At 62.9% G+C, this 19666-nt stretch carries 17 protein-coding genes; 13 read left to right on the top strand and 4 right to left on the bottom strand.

What is annotated here, in order from left to right; translation table 11 throughout:
- Positions 1 to 210: 210 nt before the first annotated feature.
- Both dgoD and NLY36_RS05840 read right to left on the bottom strand, forming a co-directional pair.
- Complete coding sequence (gene dgoD / locus NLY36_RS05845) at positions 211 to 1359, bottom strand: galactonate dehydratase (protein ID WP_023736036.1); 1149 nt, start codon at positions 1357 to 1359, stop codon at positions 211 to 213.
- A 7-nt stretch (positions 1360 to 1366) separates the two neighbouring features.
- Positions 1367 to 2056 carry a FadR/GntR family transcriptional regulator gene (locus NLY36_RS05840; RefSeq protein WP_245259915.1) on the bottom strand — a complete coding sequence of 230 codons (690 nt, stop codon included), beginning with the start codon at positions 2054 to 2056 and terminating at the stop codon, positions 1367 to 1369.
- A 245-nt stretch (positions 2057 to 2301) separates the two neighbouring features.
- On the opposite strand from NLY36_RS05840, the gene NLY36_RS05835 reads away from it, so the two are divergent.
- The 4 genes from NLY36_RS05835 (at position 2302) to NLY36_RS05820 (ending at position 6639) form a co-directional block, all read left to right on the top strand.
- Positions 2302 to 3291 carry an arabinose ABC transporter substrate-binding protein gene (locus tag NLY36_RS05835; RefSeq protein ID WP_023668118.1) on the top strand — a complete coding sequence of 330 codons (990 nt, stop codon included), beginning with the start codon at positions 2302 to 2304 and terminating at the stop codon, positions 3289 to 3291.
- Positions 3292 to 3361: 70 nt separating this feature from the next.
- A complete protein-coding gene (araG, locus tag NLY36_RS05830; RefSeq protein WP_023736035.1) occupies positions 3362 to 4873 on the top strand; it encodes an L-arabinose ABC transporter ATP-binding protein AraG in 1512 nt (503 codons plus the stop codon).
- Between the two features lie 11 nt (positions 4874 to 4884).
- Positions 4885 to 5835: an L-arabinose ABC transporter permease AraH gene (araH, locus tag NLY36_RS05825; protein WP_023687901.1), complete on the top strand. Its 951-nt coding sequence runs from the start codon at positions 4885 to 4887 to the stop codon at positions 5833 to 5835.
- A 24-nt stretch (positions 5836 to 5859) separates the two neighbouring features.
- A complete protein-coding gene (locus NLY36_RS05820) occupies positions 5860 to 6639 on the top strand; it encodes an SDR family oxidoreductase (RefSeq protein WP_023704660.1) in 780 nt (259 codons plus the stop codon).
- Positions 6640 to 6701: 62 nt separating this feature from the next.
- Here NLY36_RS05820 and NLY36_RS05815 read toward each other — a convergent pair whose 3' ends face one another.
- Complete coding sequence (locus NLY36_RS05815; protein ID WP_023685300.1) at positions 6702 to 7649, bottom strand: GlxA family transcriptional regulator; 948 nt, start codon at positions 7647 to 7649, stop codon at positions 6702 to 6704.
- 86 nt (positions 7650 to 7735) lie between these two features.
- Between NLY36_RS05815 and NLY36_RS05810 the strand changes: the two genes are divergently transcribed.
- The 7 genes from NLY36_RS05810 (at position 7736) to NLY36_RS05780 (ending at position 14869) form a co-directional block, all read left to right on the top strand.
- Positions 7736 to 8443, top strand: coding sequence for a DJ-1/PfpI family protein (locus NLY36_RS05810; protein WP_023736034.1), 708 nt, complete (start codon positions 7736 to 7738; stop codon positions 8441 to 8443).
- A gap of 121 nt (positions 8444 to 8564) precedes the next feature.
- On the top strand, positions 8565 to 9299 hold the full coding sequence (locus NLY36_RS05805) for a FadR/GntR family transcriptional regulator (RefSeq protein WP_023668124.1): 735 nt from the start codon (positions 8565 to 8567) through the stop codon (positions 9297 to 9299).
- The gene (locus tag NLY36_RS05800; protein ID WP_023712132.1) at positions 9296 to 10492 is read left to right on the top strand and encodes a PLP-dependent transferase; all 1197 of its coding nucleotides are present in this window, start codon (positions 9296 to 9298) and stop codon (positions 10490 to 10492) included. Before NLY36_RS05805 ends, NLY36_RS05800 begins: the two co-directional genes overlap by 4 nt.
- A 26-nt stretch (positions 10493 to 10518) precedes the next feature.
- On the top strand, positions 10519 to 11796 hold the full coding sequence (locus tag NLY36_RS05795) for an ABC transporter substrate-binding protein (protein ID WP_023685297.1): 1278 nt from the start codon (positions 10519 to 10521) through the stop codon (positions 11794 to 11796).
- A 230-nt stretch (positions 11797 to 12026) separates the two neighbouring features.
- Positions 12027 to 12950 carry a carbohydrate ABC transporter permease gene (locus NLY36_RS05790; RefSeq protein ID WP_023736033.1) on the top strand — a complete coding sequence of 308 codons (924 nt, stop codon included), beginning with the start codon at positions 12027 to 12029 and terminating at the stop codon, positions 12948 to 12950.
- Positions 12950 to 13798 carry a carbohydrate ABC transporter permease gene (locus NLY36_RS05785; RefSeq protein ID WP_023691354.1) on the top strand — a complete coding sequence of 283 codons (849 nt, stop codon included), beginning with the start codon at positions 12950 to 12952 and terminating at the stop codon, positions 13796 to 13798. Before NLY36_RS05790 ends, NLY36_RS05785 begins: the two co-directional genes overlap by 1 nt.
- A 3-nt stretch (positions 13799 to 13801) precedes the next feature.
- The gene (locus tag NLY36_RS05780; protein WP_023736032.1) at positions 13802 to 14869 is read left to right on the top strand and encodes an ABC transporter ATP-binding protein; all 1068 of its coding nucleotides are present in this window, start codon (positions 13802 to 13804) and stop codon (positions 14867 to 14869) included.
- A gap of 2 nt (positions 14870 to 14871) precedes the next feature.
- Here NLY36_RS05780 and NLY36_RS05775 read toward each other — a convergent pair whose 3' ends face one another.
- Complete coding sequence (locus tag NLY36_RS05775; RefSeq protein WP_081725414.1) at positions 14872 to 15714, bottom strand: AraC family ligand binding domain-containing protein; 843 nt, start codon at positions 15712 to 15714, stop codon at positions 14872 to 14874.
- Positions 15715 to 15961: 247 nt separating this feature from the next.
- Between NLY36_RS05775 and NLY36_RS05770 the strand changes: the two genes are divergently transcribed.
- Both NLY36_RS05770 and NLY36_RS05765 read left to right on the top strand, forming a co-directional pair.
- Positions 15962 to 17428 (top strand): alpha-glucosidase/alpha-galactosidase, encoded by a 1467-nt coding sequence (locus tag NLY36_RS05770; protein WP_023696255.1) that lies wholly within the window; start codon positions 15962 to 15964, stop codon positions 17426 to 17428.
- A 98-nt stretch (positions 17429 to 17526) separates the two neighbouring features.
- Positions 17527 to 19662 (top strand): ABC transporter substrate-binding protein, encoded by a 2136-nt coding sequence (locus NLY36_RS05765; RefSeq protein ID WP_023696254.1) that lies wholly within the window; start codon positions 17527 to 17529, stop codon positions 19660 to 19662.
- Positions 19663 to 19666 lie beyond the last annotated feature (4 nt).

Genomic DNA, 19666 nt, shown 5'->3' with positions numbered 1-19666 from the left:
ATGAGAACAGGACATCCGCCATGTCCCAGGATAGCGACCGCTTTCGATCGCTTGCCGCAACCCAGGCGGTCAGCAGTTGCGGCTTGCCGGCGCCGACGGTTCCCATGCGCTGGTGCTCGGCGCTGCGGCCCATCAGAGGCCTGCGTTACGCTGGCGCCACCGCGAAATTGAGCTTGAGGTCCTGAAGGCCTGGCCGCAAGGTCGGCCGGGCTACCACTCGGCGAAGGAGCCGTCCTTGTGACGCCAGACCGGGTTGCGCCAGCGGTGGCCTTCCTTGGCCCTTTCCTTGACGTAGTCCTCGTCGATTTCGACGCCGAGGCCGGGACCATCGGGGATTGCGACATAGCCATCCTCGTAGCGAAAGACGTCCTTGTTGGCGGCATAATCGAGCAAATCGTTTGCGGCGTTGTAGTGGATGCCGAGGCTCTGTTCCTGGATGAAGCAGTTGTAGCTGACGGCATCGAGCTGCAGGCAGGCGGCAAGCGCGATCGGCCCGAGCGGGCAGTGTGGCGCCACCGCAATGTCATAGGCCTCGGCCATCGCCGCGATCTTGCGGCATTCGGTGATGCCCCCGGCATGCGACAGGTCGGGTTGGATGATGTCGACGGCGCCTTGTTCGAACACCGACTTGAAATCCCAGCGGCTGTAAAGCCGCTCGCCGAGCGCGATCGGCGTCGAGCCCAGCGCTGCGATCTCCTTCAGCGCCTCGCGATTTTCGCTGAGCACCGGCTCCTCGATGAACATTAGCCGGAAGGGTTCCAACTCCTTGACCAGCATGCGCGCCATCGGCCGGTGGACGCGGCCGTGGAAATCGACGGCGATGCCAATGTTGGACCCGACGGCCTCGCGCACCATGGCGACTCGTTCGACAGCCGCATCTATTCTGTCATGGCTGTCGACGATCTGCAGTTCCTCGGTGCCATTCATCTTCAGCGCCTGGAAGCCGCGCGCCACCACTTCCCTGGCGCCCGCGGCCACTTCCGCCGGCCGGTCGCCGCCGATCCAGGAATAGACCTTGATGCTGTCGCGCAACTTGCCGCCGAGCAGTTCATGCACGGGCACGCCGAGCGCCTTGCCCTTGATGTCCCACAGCGCCTGGTCGATTCCGGCAATGGCGCTCATCAGGATCGGCCCGCCGCGGTAGAAGCCGCCGCGATGCATCACCGTCCAATGGTCCTCGATCAGGCGCGGGTCCTTGCCGATCAGATAATCGCCAAGTTCCTTGACCGCTGCCTCGACCGTCAGCGCACGGCCTTCGACCACAGGCTCGCCCCAGCCGGTAACGCCGGCATCAGTCTCGATCTTCAGGAACAGCCAGCGCGGCGGGACGATGTAGGGGGTGAGCGAGATGATTTTCATGCTGGTCTCAGTTGTTCTTGAGTTTCTTGGCGCTGACCAGGTCGCGCGCCGCAAGGTCGAGGATCCGGCCTGCCGCCGCACGCGCCGCCGCGGCATCGCGCATGCGCAGTGCCTCCACCACCTCGCGGTGCGCCGCCACTGCTTCCATGCGCCGAGCGAGCGAAATGGTCGCCGTTGCTTCAAGCGAGAATTTCAGCCCGGTGTCGATCAGATTGCCGATCTGGCGGAAGATCGGGTTGTGGCTCGCGGCATAGACGATCTGGTGGAAGGTGATGTCCGAGCGCGAGAAGGCGGCGAGATCCTCGCCGGCATTGGCCATGCCGCGCCAGGCGGCTTCGAGATCGGCGATCTCCTGCAGCGTCGCACGAGTCGCCGCCAGTTCAGCTACCAGAGGTTCGATGGCGCGGCGCGTCTCGAGGATGGCGTCGAACAATTTGTCGTCCAGCGCATGCGGCGCGTGCCAGGCCAGCACCTGCGGGTCGATGATGTTCCAGTTGTCCTGTTCACATACAACCGTGCCGATGCGCGGCCGCGACAGCACCAGCCCCTTGGCGGCCAGCACCTTCAGCGCCTCGCGGATGACGGTGCGGCTGACGCCATATTCGACGCCGAGCTCGTTTTCGGTCGGCAGAGACGAGCCGGCGGGATAGCGTCCGGAAAAGATGTCTGAGGCAAGCGCCTTGGTCACATCGGGCATGACGCGCGGGCGGCGGGTGTCGCCTGATGCCTTCTTCGAAGTTTCGGTCACCTCAGCCCTCCTCCAAGGCGGCGAAACCACTGATCTCGCGTCCCCGGCCTTACCGGATGCGGATGATTTGCGCCAGCGATCCCTGGTCAGAGCATGTAGCTCAATTATCATACCAGATCAATTGACGAGTATGATAAAAAGAATTAGAGACTCTGCATCCGGGCTGAGCGCCCGGCCACCGCTGGGAGGTAATCATGCGACTTCTGAAGACCGCGCTCGTCGCGGGCGCCCTTGCCGTGCTGTCCGTCACGACCATCGCTGCATATGCTCAGGACACCAAGATAGGTTTTATCGTCAAACAGCCCGAGGAGCCGTGGTTCCAGGACGAATGGAAGTTCGCCGACCAGGCCGCCAAGGAGAAGGGTTTTACCCTGGTCAAGATCGGCGCCGAGGACGGTGAGAAGCTGATGTCGGCGATCGACAATCTCGGCGCGCAGGGCGCGCAAGGCTTCATCGTCTGCACACCTGATGTGAAACTCGGCCCCGGCATCGTCGCCAAGGCCGCCGCAAACAATCTCAAGCTGATGACCGTTGACGACCGTCTGGTCGGCGCAGACGGCAAGGCGCTGGAAGACGTGCCGCATATGGGCATTTCGGCGACCAAGATCGGCGAGGCCGTCGGCCAGGCGATCGTCGACGAAATGAAGGCGCGCGGCTGGAAGGCCGACGAGGTTGGCGCCATCCGCGTCTCCTATGATCAGTTGCCGACCGCCGTCGACCGGGTCGAAGGCGCCATCTCGGTGCTCAAGGCCAACGGCTTCAAGGCCGAGAACATCTTCGACGCGCCTCAGGCCAAGACCGACACCGAGGCTGCACTGAATGCGGCGACGGTGGTGCTCAATGCCCATGCCGACATCAAGAAGTGGGTCTCCTTCGGCCTCAACGACGAAGCCGTGCTCGGCGCCGTGCGCGCTTCCGAAAGCGTCGGCATCCCGGCCGAAAACGTGATCGGCGTCGGCATCGGCGGTGCGGATTCGGCGATCAACGAGTTCAAGAAGCCGACCGCCACCGGCTTCGTCGGCACGGTGATCATCTCGCCGAAGCGTCACGGCTACGAGACTGCGCTCAACATGTATGACTGGGTCGCCAACAACAAGGAACCCGAGAAGCTCATCCTGACCGCCGGTGCGCTGGCCAAGCGCGACGACTACCAGACGGTCCGCAAGGGTCTCGGCATCGAATAATCCTCCCTGTACAAACAGGCGGCGGCTCACAGTCGCCGCCTGTTTGGCATGGCAAAAGGATAGGCGCCCCATGTCCTTTCTCGACTTCTCGGAAATCACCAAGACCTATCCGGGCGTCAAGGCGCTGTCGGACGTCTCGTTCGGCGTCGACAAGGGCGCCGTGCACGGCCTGATGGGCGAGAACGGCGCCGGCAAATCCACGCTGATCAAGATCCTGTCCGGCGACCAGCATGCCGATGACGGCGAGATCCTCATCGACGGCAAGATGCAAGCCTATGCAACGACGCGAGATGCCTTCGACAATGGCGTCATCGTCATCCACCAGGAACTGCAGCTGGTTCCCGAGCTCACTGTTGCCGAAAACCTCAGCCTCGGCCGCTTCCCCGCCAACGCCGGCATCATCGCCCGTGCCAGGATGCTGGACGATGTTGGCGCCAAGCTGAAATCAGCCGGCATCGACATCGATATCAGCCGCAAGGTCAAGACGCTGTCGATCGGCGAGCGCCAGATGGTCGAGATCGCCAAGGCGATCATGCTCGACGCGCGCGTCATCGCTCTGGACGAGCCGACCTCGTCATTGTCGTCGCGCGAAAGCGAAATCCTGTTTGCGCTGATCGACCGCCTGCGCGGCGAGGGCAAGGTCATCATCTATGTCTCGCACCGGCTGGACGAAGTGTTCCGCCTCTGCGACAGCCTGACCGTGCTGCGCGACGGCAAGCTCGCGGCGCACCATGCGTCGCTGAAAAACGTCACACGCGACCAGGTCGTCGCCGAAATGGTCGGCCGCGAAATCTCCGATATCTGGGGGTTTCGCCCACGCCCGGCCGGCGATGTCCGGCTGAAGGTCGACGCTGTTTCCGGAGTAAAACTGACGACGCCTGCCAGCTTCGAGGCAAGGGCCGGCGAGATCGTCGGCTTCTTCGGCCTGATCGGCGCGGGGCGCTCGGAACTGATGCGGCTGGTCTTCGGCGCCGACCGGCGCTCAGGCGGCACCATCAGCGTCGACGGCAAGGTCGTTCATGCCACCGATCCCCATGACGCGATCCGCGCCGGCATCGTTTTGTGCTCGGAAGACCGCAAGCATGACGGCATCATCCAGGGCCGCTCGATCGAGGAGAACATCAACATCTCGTCGCGGCGTCATCACACGCGCTTCGGGATCCTGAACCGCGCCAGCGAGATCGCCACCGCCGAGACCTTCATCAAGAAGCTCAAGGTGCGCACGCCGTCGCGCAAGCAGGACATCATCAACCTCTCCGGTGGCAACCAGCAGAAGGTCATTCTCGGCCGCTGGCTGTCAGAGCAGGGCGTGCGCGTGCTTATCGTCGACGAGCCGACACGCGGTATCGATGTTGGCGCCAAAGCGGAAATCTACGAGTTGCTCTACCAGCTTGCCGAAGACGGCATGGCGATCGTCGTCGTCTCGTCCGAACTGCCGGAAGCGATGGGCATTTGCGACCGCATCCTGGTGATGTGCGGCGGGCGCATCAGCGCCGAACTCGCCCGCGACCAGTTCGCCGAAAAAGCGATCCTGGCCGCTGCTCTTCCCGATCAGAAAACCCCCGACGCGATCGCATCCTGAGGATCTTTACCATGACCGATCAGTTGAAGAAGATCCTGCTCGGCGAACAGGGCCTCGTCGTCATCTTCATCGTCGCCTTCGTGCTGGTGTCGCTGCTGGTGCCGAACTTCCTCACCGACCGCAACATGCTCGGCCTGCTGCAGTCGGTGGTCACCGTCGGCATTGTCGCCTGTACGATGATGTTCTGCCTTGCCGCGCGTGACTTCGACCTCTCGGTCGGCTCCATCGTCGCCTTTGCCGGCATGGTCGCGGTAATGGCGTCGAACTATACCGGTTCGATCCTGCTCGGGCTTCTCGCGGCAATCGCCTGCGGCGCCTTCGTCGGCTTCATCAATGGCGTCGTCATCGCCAAATTCCGCATCAACGCGCTGATCACGACGCTTGCCACCATGCAGATCGTGCGCGGCCTTGCGCTGATCGCATCCGATGGCCGCGCCGTCGGCATCAACAGCCCGGATTTCTACCAGCTGGCGCTATCCAAGCTGTTCGGCATTCCGACGCCGGTCTGGGTCCTGGCCGTGCTGTTCTGCATCTTCGGTTTTGTCCTCAATCGTACCGTCTTCGGCAAGAACACGCTGGCCATCGGCGGCAACCCGGAGGCCTCGCGCCTGGCCGGCGTCAATGTCGACTGGACGCGCATCTGGATCTTTGCTCTGCAAGGCGTGGTCTGTGGCATCGCCGGCATCCTTTTGGCCTCGCGCATCACGTCGGGCCAGCCCAATGCGGCGGTCGGGCTTGAACTCTCGGTCATCTCGGCCTGCGTGCTCGGCGGCGTCTCGCTTGCCGGCGGCCGCGCCACCATGTCGGGCGTCATCGTCGGCGTGCTGATCATGGGCATTGCCGAAAACGCCATGAACCTGCTCAACATCCCAGCCTTCTACCAGTACATTGTGCGCGGCGTGATCCTGCTGCTTGCCGTTTTGCTCGACAATCTGCGTTCGTCGGCACTGGGCCGGCGCTGACCATCTTGCAGTGGAGTGACAGCCATGGCTGAGCGCCTGTCCGGCAAACGCATCTTCCTCACCGGCGCCGCGCAAGGCATCGGGCTTGCCATCGCCGGGGCCTGCCTGGCCGAAGGGGCAAAACTGTTCCTGGTCGATCGCGACGGCGCGCTGCTGGACAAAACGGTCGCCGGCCTTGCCGCACCGCAGGGCCATGTCGGACATACCGCAGCCGACATCAGCGACGGGGCCGCGATTGCCGCTGCCGTCAGCCGGGCGACCGACGCGATCGGGCCGATCAACGCGCTGATCAACAATGCGGGGATGAATGTGTTCTCGACGCCGCTCGAGGCGACCGAGGAGGAGTGGAACCGCAATTTCGACGTCAACGTCAAGGGCGCCTGGAATTGCAGCAAGGCGGTGCTGCCAGGAATGATCGCAAATGGTGGTGGCGCGATCCTCAACATCGCCTCGACGCACAGCTTCACCATCATCCCTCATACCTTCCCTTATCCCGTGGCCAAGCACGCGCTGCTTGGGCTGACCAAATCGCTGGCGCTGGAATATGCCGGGCAGGGCGTGCGCGTGAACGCGCTGGCGCCCGGTTATGTCGAGACGCAGAAGGCGACCGACTATTGGAACAGTTTTGCCGATCCGGTTGCGGCGCGCGCCAGGACGCTGGCGCTGCATCCCGGCGGCCGCATCGCCTCGGCGCGCGAGATCGCGCTGGCCGCTGTGTTCATGATTTCTGAGGAGTGCCCGTTCATGAACGCGGCGACCCTCGTCGTCGATGGCGGGCTCAGCCAGCTACAGCATCCCGCCTGAACGCTAGAGAGGCTCTATTTCTACCGCATCGACCGCCGGCCTAATGGAGCAAGCAGTCGCGATCAGAAACGCTCGCGATAGGCGCGCGGATTGGTGCCCAGCACGCGCAGAAAGCCGCGCCGCATGGTTTCTTCCGAGCCGAAACCGCAGCGGCGGGCCGTCTGGTTGACGGGCTGGCCACGCTCCAGCATCCGCCGCGCCGCCTCGATCCGGATCTCCTCGATCGCGCGGGCAGGTGTCCGGCCGGTGGCCTCGCGATAGCGCCGCGAGAAGCTGCGCGGGCTCATATTGGCGTGGTCGGCCAACTGCGTGAGCGACAGGTCACCGGCCAGATTTTCGAGGATCCAGCCATGCAGCCGGTCGAAGCGCCCGTCGCCTTGCTGCAGCTTGAGGGTCTGGCTGAATTGCGCCTGGCCACCGGGACGTTTCAGGAAGACCACCAACTCGCGCGCCACGCCGAGCGCCGTGTGCCGGCCAAGGTCGGCCTCGACGAGGGAGAGGGCGAGATCGATCCCCGCCGTTACGCCGGCGGATGTCCAGACATTGCCGTCGCGGATGAAGATCGGATCGGGTTCGAGCCGGACCGCGGGAAAGCGCCGGGCGAACTCCGCGCAGCGTCCCCAATGGGTCACCGCGCGGCGGCCGTCGAGCAGGCCAGCCGTCGCCAGCAGCATGGCGCCGCTGCAGACGGAAGCGGTTCGGGTGGCATCGCGCGAGCGACCGGCGATCCACTGGACCAGCACGGGATCGTCGCAGGCCGCGTTGACGCCCCATCCTCCGGGGACAAGCAGCGTGTCGATCTTACCTCCGTGGGTCGGCAGCACTGCTGCCTCCAGCACGAGACCGGCCGATGTCCGGATGCGCGGTGAGGCGGCGACGACCACGACCTCGTAAGGAGCCGGTTCGCCGGCCTGCCTTTTGAAATCATTGGCGCTGGCAAAGACCTGCAGCGGTCCGCTGACGTCGAGGAGCTGGATGTCGGGATAGGCAAGTACTTCGATACGGCGCATTGGTTTGGCCCGAAGCGAGGGATGAATGGCAATCGTGCCAAACCATGATGCCGTAGATTGCCGGAAGTGAACCCACGGAGATTTCCATGCCCCTTCGTTTCGGCATCCTCGTATTCCCCGACGTCCAACAACTCGACCTCACCGGCCCATACGAAGTCCTGGCATCGGCCAAGGATGCCGAGGTGGAACTGATCTGGAAGGATCGCAACCCGGTGACGTCATCGACGCGCCTCTCGCTGACGCCAACCGCGACCTTTGACGATTGCCGGCCCCTCGACGTGCTGTGCATTCCTGGCGGGGGCGGGGTCAACGCGCTGCTGGAGGACCAGACAGTCCTCGATTTCGTGTGGGAGCGCGCGGGGCAGGTGCGCTACATCACCTCCGTTTGCAGCGGTGCCCTGGTGCTTGGGGCGGCCGGACTGCTGAGGGGCAAGCGCGCGACCACGCACTGGTATGCGCATGATTTCCTTGAGGAGTTCGGAGCGATCCCGGTCGACGAGCGTATCGTCGAAGACGGCAAGCTCATCACCGCCGGCGGCGTCACTTCGGGGATCGACTTCGGCCTGGCGCTGGTTGCGAGGCTGCTTGGACAGGAGGAGGCCGAGATCGTGCAGCTCTCGCTCGAATACGCCACGGCTCCTCCCTTTCGGTCCGGCACGCCCGCCGAGGCGTCGCCTGCGGTGCTGGCGCAGGCAAAAAAGCGCCTCTCTGGTTCGAGGCGGGTTCGCGAGGCAATCTTCGCTCGCTGGCGCGAGGCTCGCGCCGCCGCTGCGCCAGCGCGCATCCACGGCTGAAGCAGCAAGGCCGAAGGTGCATCCCCTGGCCCTTCGGCCTTGCTGCGTTTCCACTGTTGACAGGTCCCTTCGTCTGTGCAGAAATTGGTTGGACCATTGAACCACTTCGGTAAGAGCCCCGGTGACCGAATTCAGCCTTCCGCCGATCCAGACGACGGCCCGCGACGACGCGGTGCTGAAGGCGTTGGCCGGCTTCGTCATGCGCGAGAAGCTGGAACCCGGTGAGAGGCTGCCGACCGAACGCATCCTCGCTGAGCGTCTGAAGGTCAGCCGCAACACGGTGCGCGAGGCGCTGACGCGCTGGGAAGGGCTTGGCCTGGTCGAGCGCCGGCAGGGCTCGGGCACCTATCTCAAGGCCGCCGTCTCGCTCGACATGCTGCACATGCCGCTGACGCTTGCCGGCGGCAATGATTTCACCGGCCTGATGCGCACGCTGGAAATCCGCCGCGCGCTGGAAGCGGAAGCCGCCGCCCTTTGCGCCATTCGTGCCGACAAGGACGACCTCGCCGAGATCGAGCGCAAGCTCGACATCATGGAGGAAGAGTTTCTCAGCCGCGCCGGCATGTCGTCGGAAGAGGACTGGGAATTCCATCAGGCGATCTACCGCGCCTGCGGCAATCCGCTGTTCGAGCAGATTATCGCCGCCATGCACGAACTGTTCCACCGCTTCTGGGAACATCCGCTCGGCGTGCGCGATTTCGGCCACGCAAGCTTTCCCTACCACCGCACCATGTTCGACTGCATCGCCGCGCACGATCCGGAAGGCGCCCGGGCCGAAGCGCTGAAGCTGATCGCCACGGTCGAGGACGATTTGAAGCGCGGCGCCGCCAACCTCAAACTTTCGGTCCGCACATGAACGAGCACAGCTTCGACCCCGGCATTTCCGGCAGCGACTATCTCGCCGAGGCGGCGACGCTTCTGGCGCATGACGACCCGTTCCCCGGCAATGCGGTGGTGCCGCCGATCTACCAGACCTCGCTGTTCACCTTCGCCAGCTATGCCGACATGGCCGACACCTTTGCCGGGCGCAGGAAACAGCCGATCTATTCGCGCGGCGACAATCCGACGGTGATGGAATTCGAGTCGCGCGTCGCAGCGCTTGAAGGTGCTGAAGCCGCGCGTGGTTTTTCGAGCGGCATGGCTGCGATCAGCGCGACGTTGCTGGCTTTCGTCGGCGCAGGCGAACGCATCCTTGCGGTGCGCAATTGCTATGGCGACGCCTACCGACTGTTCGAGCGGCTGTTTCCGCGCCTGCATATCAAGGTCGACTATGTCGACGGCTCCGATCCGGATGCGGTGGCCGCGGCACTTCCCGGTGCGAAACTGCTCTACCTGGAAAGCCCGACCTCGATGATGTTCGAGCTGCAGGATCTCGAACATCTGACGCGGCTGGCGAAAGAGCAGGGCATCGTCACCACAATCGACAATTCCTGGGCGACGCCGGTGTTCCAGAAGCCGATTCTGCACGGCGTCGATCTGGTGCTGCACTCGGCCTCGAAATATCTCGGCGGCCACAGCGATACCGTCGCCGGTGTGGTGGCGGGCTCGGCCGCCCATATCAAGCACATCAACGACCAGACCTACTCGCAGCTTGGCGCAAAGCTGTCGCCCTTCGAGGGCTGGCTGCTGTTGCGCGGCCTGCGCACGCTGCCGCTGAGACTGCCGCATCACATGAAGAGCGGGCTCATCATCGCCGAGCGCTTGAAGGCGCATGACAAGGTCGAGCGGGTCAATCATCCCGCCTATTCCAACCATCCCGGCAAGAAGACGCTTGCCGGCTATGCCGGGCTGTTCTCCTTCGAGGTGACGGAGGATGTCGACATTCCCGCTTTCGTCGATGCGCTGAAATTTTTCCGCATCGGCGTCAGCTGGGGCGGTCATGAAAGCCTCGTCGTGCCGGCAAAGGCCTCGCTCGAGCAGACACCGGGTCTCAATTCGATGGCGCGCTTCGGCGTCAGCCCCCGAACCATCCGCTTCAATGTCGGATTGGAAAGCGTCGAAGACCTCTGGGCCGACATCGGCCAGGCCTTCGACAAAGCAAAAAAATGACTGGGTTCAAAATGGGAGTTCTGAACATGAAACGACTGAGCATCATGCTTGCCACCGCTGCCGGCCTGGCGATGTCCGCCAGCGGCGCATTGGCCGACACCACCCTCAAGCTGGTCGAGGTCATCACCAGCCCGCAGCGCACCGAATTCCTGAAGAAGCAGATCGCCGAGTTCGAGGCCGCCAATGCCGGCGTCAAGGTCGAGGTGGTCTCGCTGCCCTGGGGGCAGGCCTTCGAGAAATTCCTCACCATGGTGCAGGCCGGCGATACGCCCGACATCGTCGAGATGCCGGAGCGCTGGATGGGCCTGTACGCCACCAACGGCCAGCTCGAGGATCTCGGCCCTTACATGGCCAAATGGGACGACGCCAAGACGCTGGGCGACCGCGCCAAGCAATTCGGCTCGACCGTCAACAACACCCAGTTCATGATCCCGTACGGCTACTATGTGAATGCGCTGTTCTGGAACAAGAAGCTGTTCAAGGAGGCCGGTCTCGACGGCCCGCCGGCGACGCTCGACGACTTCATCGCCGACTCCAAGAAGATCTCCGCCATTCCAGGCAAGTACGGCTATTGCTTGCGCGGTGGGCCGGGCGCCTTCAACGGCATGCACATGTTCATGAACATCGCCGCTGGCAAGGGCGGCTACTTCAACGAGGACGGCACCTCGACCATCAACGAGGAGGGCTCGGTCAAGGGCCTGCAGATGCTGGCCGACATGTACAAGGACGGGCTGGCGCCCAAGGATGCGGTGAGCTGGGGCTTTAACGAGACCGTCACCGGCTTCTATTCCGGCACCTGCGCCATGCTCAACCAGGATCCGGATGCGCTGATCGGCATTGCCGACAAGATGAGTGCCGACGATTTTGCCGTGGCGCCGCTGCCTGTGGGGCCAAGCGGCAAATCCTATCCGACGCTGGGCTATGCCGGCTGGGCGATGTTCGCCAATTCGCAGCACAAGGACGATGCCTGGAAGCTGATGGCGACGCTGTTGTCGCCCAAGGACAATCTCGAATGGGCCAAGGAAGTCGGCGTCGTGCCGATCCACAATGGCGCCGACCAGGATGCCCACTTCAAGACCGAGCAGTTCAAAGGCTGGTTCACCGAACTCAGCGACACTTCCAAATATGAAATGGTGACGCCGCCGACACATCTGGAGAACCTCGGCAATTTCGTCGACCAGGTGGCGATCAAGAATTTCCAGGAAGTGCTGCTCGGCCAGAAGTCGGCCAAGGACGTCGCCGATCAATGGGCCGCGTTCCTGACCAAGGAGCAGCAGGACTGGCTGGCCAAGAACAAGAAGTAGTTCTTCTTCCTTCTCCCGTTTACGGGGAGAAGGTGGCCCGAATGCATGTCGCCCAAAAGTGCGTAGCGGTTTTGGGACAACGACATGCACAGACAGGCCCGGATGAGGGGCAGCGCGAGCACCCCAAGGCTGGCGCCGCCCCTCATCTGCCTGCCGGCATCTTCTCCCCGTGAACGGGGAGAAGGGTGCTGTTGCCGCTGTCGGCACCCACCCATGACTGTTGAGCGCTAATGACCTATGCCGTGTCCGAAATACGATCCGCAGGCCGGCCGCGAAAGAAGCGGCTGACGCATGCGGCCATCGAGCCCTGGCTTTATCTCAGCCCGGCGATCGTTCTGCTGGTCGTGGTGCTGCTGGTGCCGCTGATCATCGGCATCAGCTATTCGTTCCGGAAGTTCTCCGCCTTCAAATCCGAATATGTCGGCCTTGGCCAATATCAGGCGATGCTGACCGACCAGGTGCTGGGGCAGGCGCTGGTCAACACGCTCTGGTGGACCGTCGCCAGCCTGTTCTTCCAGTTCTTCCTCGGCCTGGGTCTGGCGTTGCTGCTCGACAAACCGTTTGTCGGGCGCAAGTTCGTGCAGGCGGTGGTGTTCCTGCCCTGGGCGGTGCCATCCTTCCTGTCGGGCCTGACCTGGGCATGGCTGTTCAACCCGATCATCGGCCCGCTGCCGCACTGGCTGTTTGCGCTCGGGCTGAAGGCCGAGCCGACCAATGTGCTGTCCGATCCGGCCACCGCCATGTGGGGGCCGATCATCGCCAACATCTGGTTCGGCATTCCGTTCTTCGCCATCACGCTGCTGGCGTCGCTGAAGTCGATCCCGTCGGAACTGCATGAGGCGGCCGCAATCGACGGCGCTTCGCCTTGGCAGCGCTTCACCAAGGTGACGCTGCCGTTCCTGGCGCCGACCATCGTCATCACCGTCATGCTGCGTACGATCTGGATCGCCACCTTCGCCGATCTGATCTTTGTCATGACCGAGGGCGGGCCGGCAGGCTCGACCAGCACGGTGCCGGTCTACATCTATGTCAGCGCCTTCAAGTCGCTGGACAAGGGCTATGCCTCCGCGGTGGCGGTGCTGCTACTGGTACTGCTCATCGCCTATGCGATCGCGCTGATCGCCATCCGCCGGTTGCTGGTGAGGCACGTCTGATGATTGCCGGACGCTCTACCTCCTCGCGCATCTTCAGCGGCGTCGGCCTCTACGCGGCGATTGCCGCCTATATGATCTTCGCCCTGTTCCCGATCTTCTGGACGCTGAAGATTTCGGTGACGCCGGAGCGGCTGCTCTATTCCGAGGGCATCACGCTGTGGCCGTCGCAGACGACCTTCCGCAACTTCATCACTGTCCTGGAAGCCTCTGACTTCCCCCGCTATTTCCTCAACAGCGTCATCGTCTCGGTGTCGACCGCGGCGCTCGTCACGGTCATCGCCACCCTCGCCGGCTACGCCATGTCGCGCTTCACCTTTCGCGGCAAGGCGACCCTGGCGATCATGCTTTTGCTCACGCAAACCTTTCCGCTGGTGATGGTCATTCCGCCGATCTACCGCGTCATGGGCGAGCTTGGCCTGACCAACAGCCTGGTCGGTCTGATCATCATCTACACGGCCTTCAACACCGCCTTCGCCACCTTCCTGATGCAGTCCTTCTTCGACGGCATTCCGAAGGATCTGGAGGAAGCGGCGATGATCGACGGCTGCACGCGGGCGCAGGCGATGCGCAAGGTGATCGTGCCGCTGACCTTGCCCGGCATGGGCGCCACGCTTGGCTTCGTCTTCACCGCCGCCTGGAGCGAATTGCTGTTCGCGCTGATGCTCATTTCCAGCGACGACCAGAAGACGTTTGCCGTCGGCCTGCTCACCTATATCGGCAAGTTCGCCGTCGACTGGGGGCAGATGATGGCGGCGTCGATCCTGGCGCTGATCCCGGTCTGTATCTTCTTCGCCTTCCTGCAACGCTATCTCGTCACCGGCCTCACCGCCGGCGCGGTCAAAGGATAATCGATGGCTTCCGTCACGCTGCAAAACGTCGAGAAGGACTACGGTTCGCTGCGCATCCTGCACGGCGTCGACCTCGAGATCGCCGATGGCGAGTTCGTCGTGCTGGTCGGCCCGTCCGGCTGTGGCAAGTCGACCCTTTTGCGCATGATTGCCGGGCTGGAGGAGGTGTCGGGCGGCGAGATCCATATCGGCGATCGGCTGGTCAACGATGTCGCGCCGAAGGACCGCGATATTGCCATGGTGTTCCAGTCCTACGCGCTCTATCCGCACATGGACGTGTCGTCGAATATGGGCTTCAGCCTGCTTTTGAAGAAGGCGGAGAAGACGACGATCGACGGCAGGGTAGGGGCGGCGGCCAAGCGCCTCGGCCTCGACAGTTTCCTCGGACGTCTGCCCAGGCAACTGTCCGGCGGCCAACGCCAGCGCGTGGCCATGGGCCGCGCCATCGTGCGCGACCCCAAAGTGTTCCTGTTCGACGAACCGCTCAGCAATCTCGACGCCAAATTGCGCGTGCATATGCGCGCCGAGATCAAGGCCCTGCACCAGCAGCTCAAGACCACATCGGTCTATGTCACCCACGACCAGATCGAAGCCATGACTATGGCCGACCGCATCGTCGTCATGCATGACGGCTATGTGCAGCAGGTCGGGCATCCCCTGGAACTCTACGATCGGCCGCTCAATACTTTCGTGGCCGGCTTCATCGGCTCGCCCGGCATGAATTTCTTTCCGGCGACAGTCGCCAAGGGCGGCAAGGTGGATGCGGTGCTGGCCGACAGCCAGAAGCTGAGATTGCCGGATGGATTGCCGCTCACGGATGGTGACAAGCTCACCGTCGGGTTACGGCCGGAGCACATCCAGCTCGCCGACGACGGAGGGCTCATGGCAGAGGTCGAGGTGGTCGAGCCGCTCGGCCTGTCGACGCAGTTCTATGTCCGGCTCGCCAATCAGCTGGTTTGTGTCTTCGTCATGGGACGCAGCACTATCCGGCCGGGCGACACGGTAAGACTGTCTGCCGATCCGGCGGCCCTGCATCTGTTCGATCCCGCAAGCGGCAACCGCATCGGGTAATCCTATCGAAGGCTGCCCAGGCTGGCATACATGCCGGTGGTGCGGAACTGCGTCGGGTTGATGCCGTAGAGCCGGCGGAAGACTTTCGAGAAATAGTTGGCGTCCTCGAAGCCGCACAGGATGGCGACCTCCTTGACTGGCAGGAAATCGGCTTTGGTTAGCAGCTTCGCCGCCCGCTGCAGCCGCTGCTGCAGCACGAACTCGGCCGGCGGAACGCCTTCGCTCTCGGCGAAGCAGCGCGAGAAATGGGCGCGGCTGAGGCCGCTGATCTGGACGAGCTCGGCCACGGGCAAGGGCTTGTCGAGATTGGCGTTGATATGATCGATGACCGGCTGCATGACGCTCTGTTTCTCAGTGAAGGCGTGCGAGCCGAAGACATCGTCGTAAAGCGCCATCGCCGCCTCATAGGCGATTGCCGAAGCAGCGCCAGGCGAAGCGCCACCCTTGATCAGGCGCAGGCTGCAATCGGCGAGATGATCGATCGTCTCCGGCTGCAGCCGAAACACCGGGCCGGAGACGCTGAGTATGGATTTGTGGACGCGCAGCGCCTCCTCGCCATTCATCGAGATCCAGAAATATTCCCAGCGGTCGCCCTTCTCCAGCCAGTAGCGATGGTTGTGTGGCACCAGCACCAGCAGCGTGTCGTTGGCCTGCAGGCGGTAGTTGCGGTTCTCGTAGCGCAGCTGGCCGGTGCCGCTGATCGTGTGCTGCAGCACGGTGAACGGTGTCTGGCCGCGCTTGCGCCCATCCCAGTCATAGGTCACGCCCTCGCGTACTTCATAGCCGGTGCTGGTTGGCATGGCATGCAGGCGCTGGCGGCCGCGCGGCAGCGAGATGGTGCGCATCAACTGTCCGTTGGCGATCAGATCATGCAGCACAAAATTACCCTCGAAAGCATAATCGTTCTCTGGCCGCGCCCTGGAATAACGGCATAATCCAAATCCTGAGAACGCGAAAGACCCGCGGTCGAGGAGCGGGCGGGGAGGAGAACGAGCCGGAATTCCGGCTCGAATGGCATGCGCGCCGAGGCGAGCCGCCATTCCCTTTCCTGTTGCTCCTTACCCGGCATTTCGAATGCATCGAGGTGAGGTGATGAGTTTCAAAATCGCTATTATCGGCGCCGGCAGCGTCGGCTTCACCAAGAAGCTGTTCACCGATATTTTGTGCGTCCCGGAATTCAGCGACATCGAATTCGCGCTGACCGATCTCAGCGAACACAATCTGCAAATGATCAAGGCGATCCTCGACCGCATCGTCGAGGCCAACAAGCTGCCGACCAGGGTGACGGCGACGACCGACCGCCGCAAGGCGCTGGAAGGCGCGCGCTACGTCATCAGCTGCGTGCGGGTGGGCGGGCTCGAAGCCTATGCCGACGATATCCGCATTCCCTTGAAATACGGCATCGACCAGTGCGTCGGTGACACGATTTGCGCCGGGGGCATCCTCTACGGCCAGCGCAACATCCCGGTCATCCTCGACTTCTGCGAGGATATATTGGAGGTCGCCGAGCCAGGCGCCAAATTCCTCAACTATGCCAACCCGATGGCGATGAACACCTGGGCGGCGATCGAATATGGCAAGGTCGATACGGTCGGCCTCTGCCACGGTGTCCAGCACGGCGCCGAACAGATCGCCGAAGTGCTCGGCGCCAAGTCGCACAGCGAACTCGATTATGTCTGCTCCGGTATCAACCACCAGACCTGGTTCATCGATTTGCGGCTCAACGGCCGCAAGATCGGCAAGGACGAACTGGTGGCTGCCTTCGAGGCGCATCCGGTCTATTCGCAGCAGGAAAAGCTGCGCATCGACGTGCTGAAGCGCTTCGGCGTCTACTCCACCGAAAGCAACGGTCATCTCTCCGAATATCTGCCCTGGTATCGCAAGCGGCCGGACGAAATCACCCGCTGGATCGACATGTCCGACTGGATCCATGGCGAGACCGGCGGCTATCTTCGCTACTCCACGGAAACCCGCAACTGGTTCGAGACGGAATATCCGCAATTCCTCGAAGCGGCGTCGAAGCCGCTCGACATATCGAAGCGCTCGAACGAGCATGCCAGCCATATTCTCGAAGCGCTGGAGACGAACCGCGTCTATCGCGGCCACTTCAACGTCAAGAACACCGGCATCATCACCAATCTGCCGCAGGACGCGATCATCGAATCACCCGGTTTCGTCGATCGCTTCGGCATCAACATGGCGTCAGGCATCACGCTGCCGGAAGCCTGCGCGGCCACCTGCATGGCTTCGATCAACGTTCAGCGCATGTCGGTGCATGCGGCTGTTACGGGCGACATTGACCTGCTCAAGCTCGCGGTGCTGCACGATCCGCTGGTGGGTGCGGTGTCGACGCCGGAAGAGGTCTGGCAGATGGTCGACGAGATGGTCGTCGCCCAGGCGCGTTGGCTGCCGCAATACGCCGATGCCGTGCCGGCCGCCAAGGAGCGGCTTTCGAAATCGATGGTGAAAACCCGCGACTGGGCGGGTGCGGCGCGGCGCAAAGTGCGCTCGATCGAGGAACTGCGCGCCGAAAAAACGGCTCTGAAACAGGCCGGCTGAGAATGCTGGCAGGCGGACAGCGGGAGGCCGGTTCGCCAATCAGCCGTCATGAATAGATGCGGGCAGCAGCAGACGTCGAAACATCTGGGAGGAACACAATGAGGAACTTTCGTGGAATTGGCATTCTCGCCGGGCGAAGAATTGGCATTCTCGCCGGGCGAAGAATTGGCATTCTCGCCGGGCTGGCGCTGAGCGTCTCGGCATCGGCGCTTGGCAGTGCATACGCGTCCGAGCCGACCACGCCGCCGGCGCCGGCGGCGTTTCCCGCCGAGGGCAAGATCAAATACGTCGCCCGCGATTCCATCCTGGAGTTCAAGGCGCTGCCCGAATATCACGAGCCCGAGTGGGTCACCGAGAAATACGTCAAGACTGGCAAGCTGCCGCCGGTCAAGGATCGCCTGCCGAAGGAGCCGCTGGTGTTCAAGACCGGCAACATGCCGGACGGCATCGGCGTTTATGGCGACACCATGCGCCACGTCATTGGCGGCCGGCCGGAAGGCTGGAATTATGGCGCCGGCCAGACCCAAGGATGGGGCGGAATCGACATCGGCCTTTCGGAATGCCTGACGCGCACCGCGCCTTTGTTCCAGGTCGAGGCCAAGGACACCGAGCCGCTGCCCAACCTCGCCAGGAGCTGGGACTGGTCGAAGGATGGCCACACGCTGACCATGCACCTGGTCGAAGGCGCCAAATGGTCTGACGGCGTTGCCTTCAATGCCGACGATGTCATGTTCTACTGGGACGATGAGGTCGTCGACCCCAATGTCTCGCCGTTGAACGGCGCCACAGCGGAAACCTTCGGTGTCGGCACGACGCTGAAGAAGGTCGACGATTACACCGTCGAGTGGACCTTCAAGGACGCTTTCCCCAAACAGTACCTCTACGCCATGGCCTATGGCACCTTCTGCCCCGGCCCAGCGCATATCCTCAAGCCGCAGCATCCGAAGTACTCGAAGAATACCTACGAGCAGTTCAAGAACGCGTTCCCGCCGGAATATATGAACATTCCGGTGATGGGCGCCTGGGTGCCGGTGGAGTATAGGCCTGACGACATCATCGTCTTGCGCCGCAATCCCTACTACTGGAAGGTCGACGAGAAGGGCAACCAGCTGCCCTATCTCAACGAACTGCACTACAAGCTGTCGACCTGGGCCGACCGCGACGTGCAGGCGGTGGCAGGGGCCGCCGACTTCTCCAACCTCGAGCAGCCGGAGAATTTCGTCGCTTCGCTGAAGCGAGCGGCGGACAAGGACGCGCCGGCCCGGCTCGCCTTTGGCCCGCGCCTGATCGGCTACAATCTGCGCATGAACTTTTCCGCCAATGGCTGGGGCAATCCCGACGAACGCGGCCAGGCGATCCGCGAGCTCAATCGCAATGAGGACTTCCGCAAGGGCATCACCATGGCGCTCGACCGCAAGGCGCTCGGCGACTCGCTGGTCAAGGGGCCGTTCACCGCCATCTACCCCGGTGGCTTTTCCTCGGGCACCAGCTTCTATGACCGCAACTCGACCGTCTACTATCCCTTCGACATCGAGGGCGCCAAGGCGGAACTGGCCAAGGCTGGTCTCAAGGATACGGATGGCGACGGCTTCGTGAACTTCCCGGCCGGGACCGCCGGCGGCAAGAATGTCGAGATCGTGATGCTGGTCAACAATGACTACGGCACTGACAAGAGCCTCGCCGAAGGCGTCGTCGGCCAGATGGAAAAGCTTGGCATCAGGGTCGTGCTCAACGGCCTCAACGGCACCCAGCGTGATGCCTCGCAATATTCCGGCCGCTTCGACTGGCTGATCAGGCGCAACGAGCAGGAGCTGACTTCCGTCGTGCAGAATACCGTGCAACTCGCGCCCGTCGGACCCAAGACCAGCTGGGATCACCGCGCGCCCGAAAGCGGCGTGGTCGACCTGATGCCGTTCGAAAAGGAGCTTGTCGACATCGTCAACAAGTTCGTCTCCTCGTCAGACAATGACGAGCGCGCCAGCCTGATGAAGACGTTCCAGAAGATCTCGACGGAGCATGTCTACAATATCGGACTGACCGAATATCCCGGCGCCCTGATCATCAACAAGCGCTTCTCCAACATCCCGCAGGGAACGCCGATCTTCATGTTCAACTGGGCCGAGGATTCGATCGTGCGCGAACGCGTCTTCGTCGCCGCCGACAAGCAGCAAAAATACGAACTCTTTCCCGACCAGCTTCCCGGCAAGCCCGGCGACAAGGGTCCGACGAACTGAGTTT

The organism is Mesorhizobium sp. C399B (assembly GCF_030323185.1).
In the GTDB taxonomy this organism is placed as follows: Bacteria; Pseudomonadota; Alphaproteobacteria; order Rhizobiales; family Rhizobiaceae; genus Mesorhizobium.
Note: the sequence above shows the minus strand (reverse complement) of the source record. Positions and strands in the feature narration are given on the sequence as shown.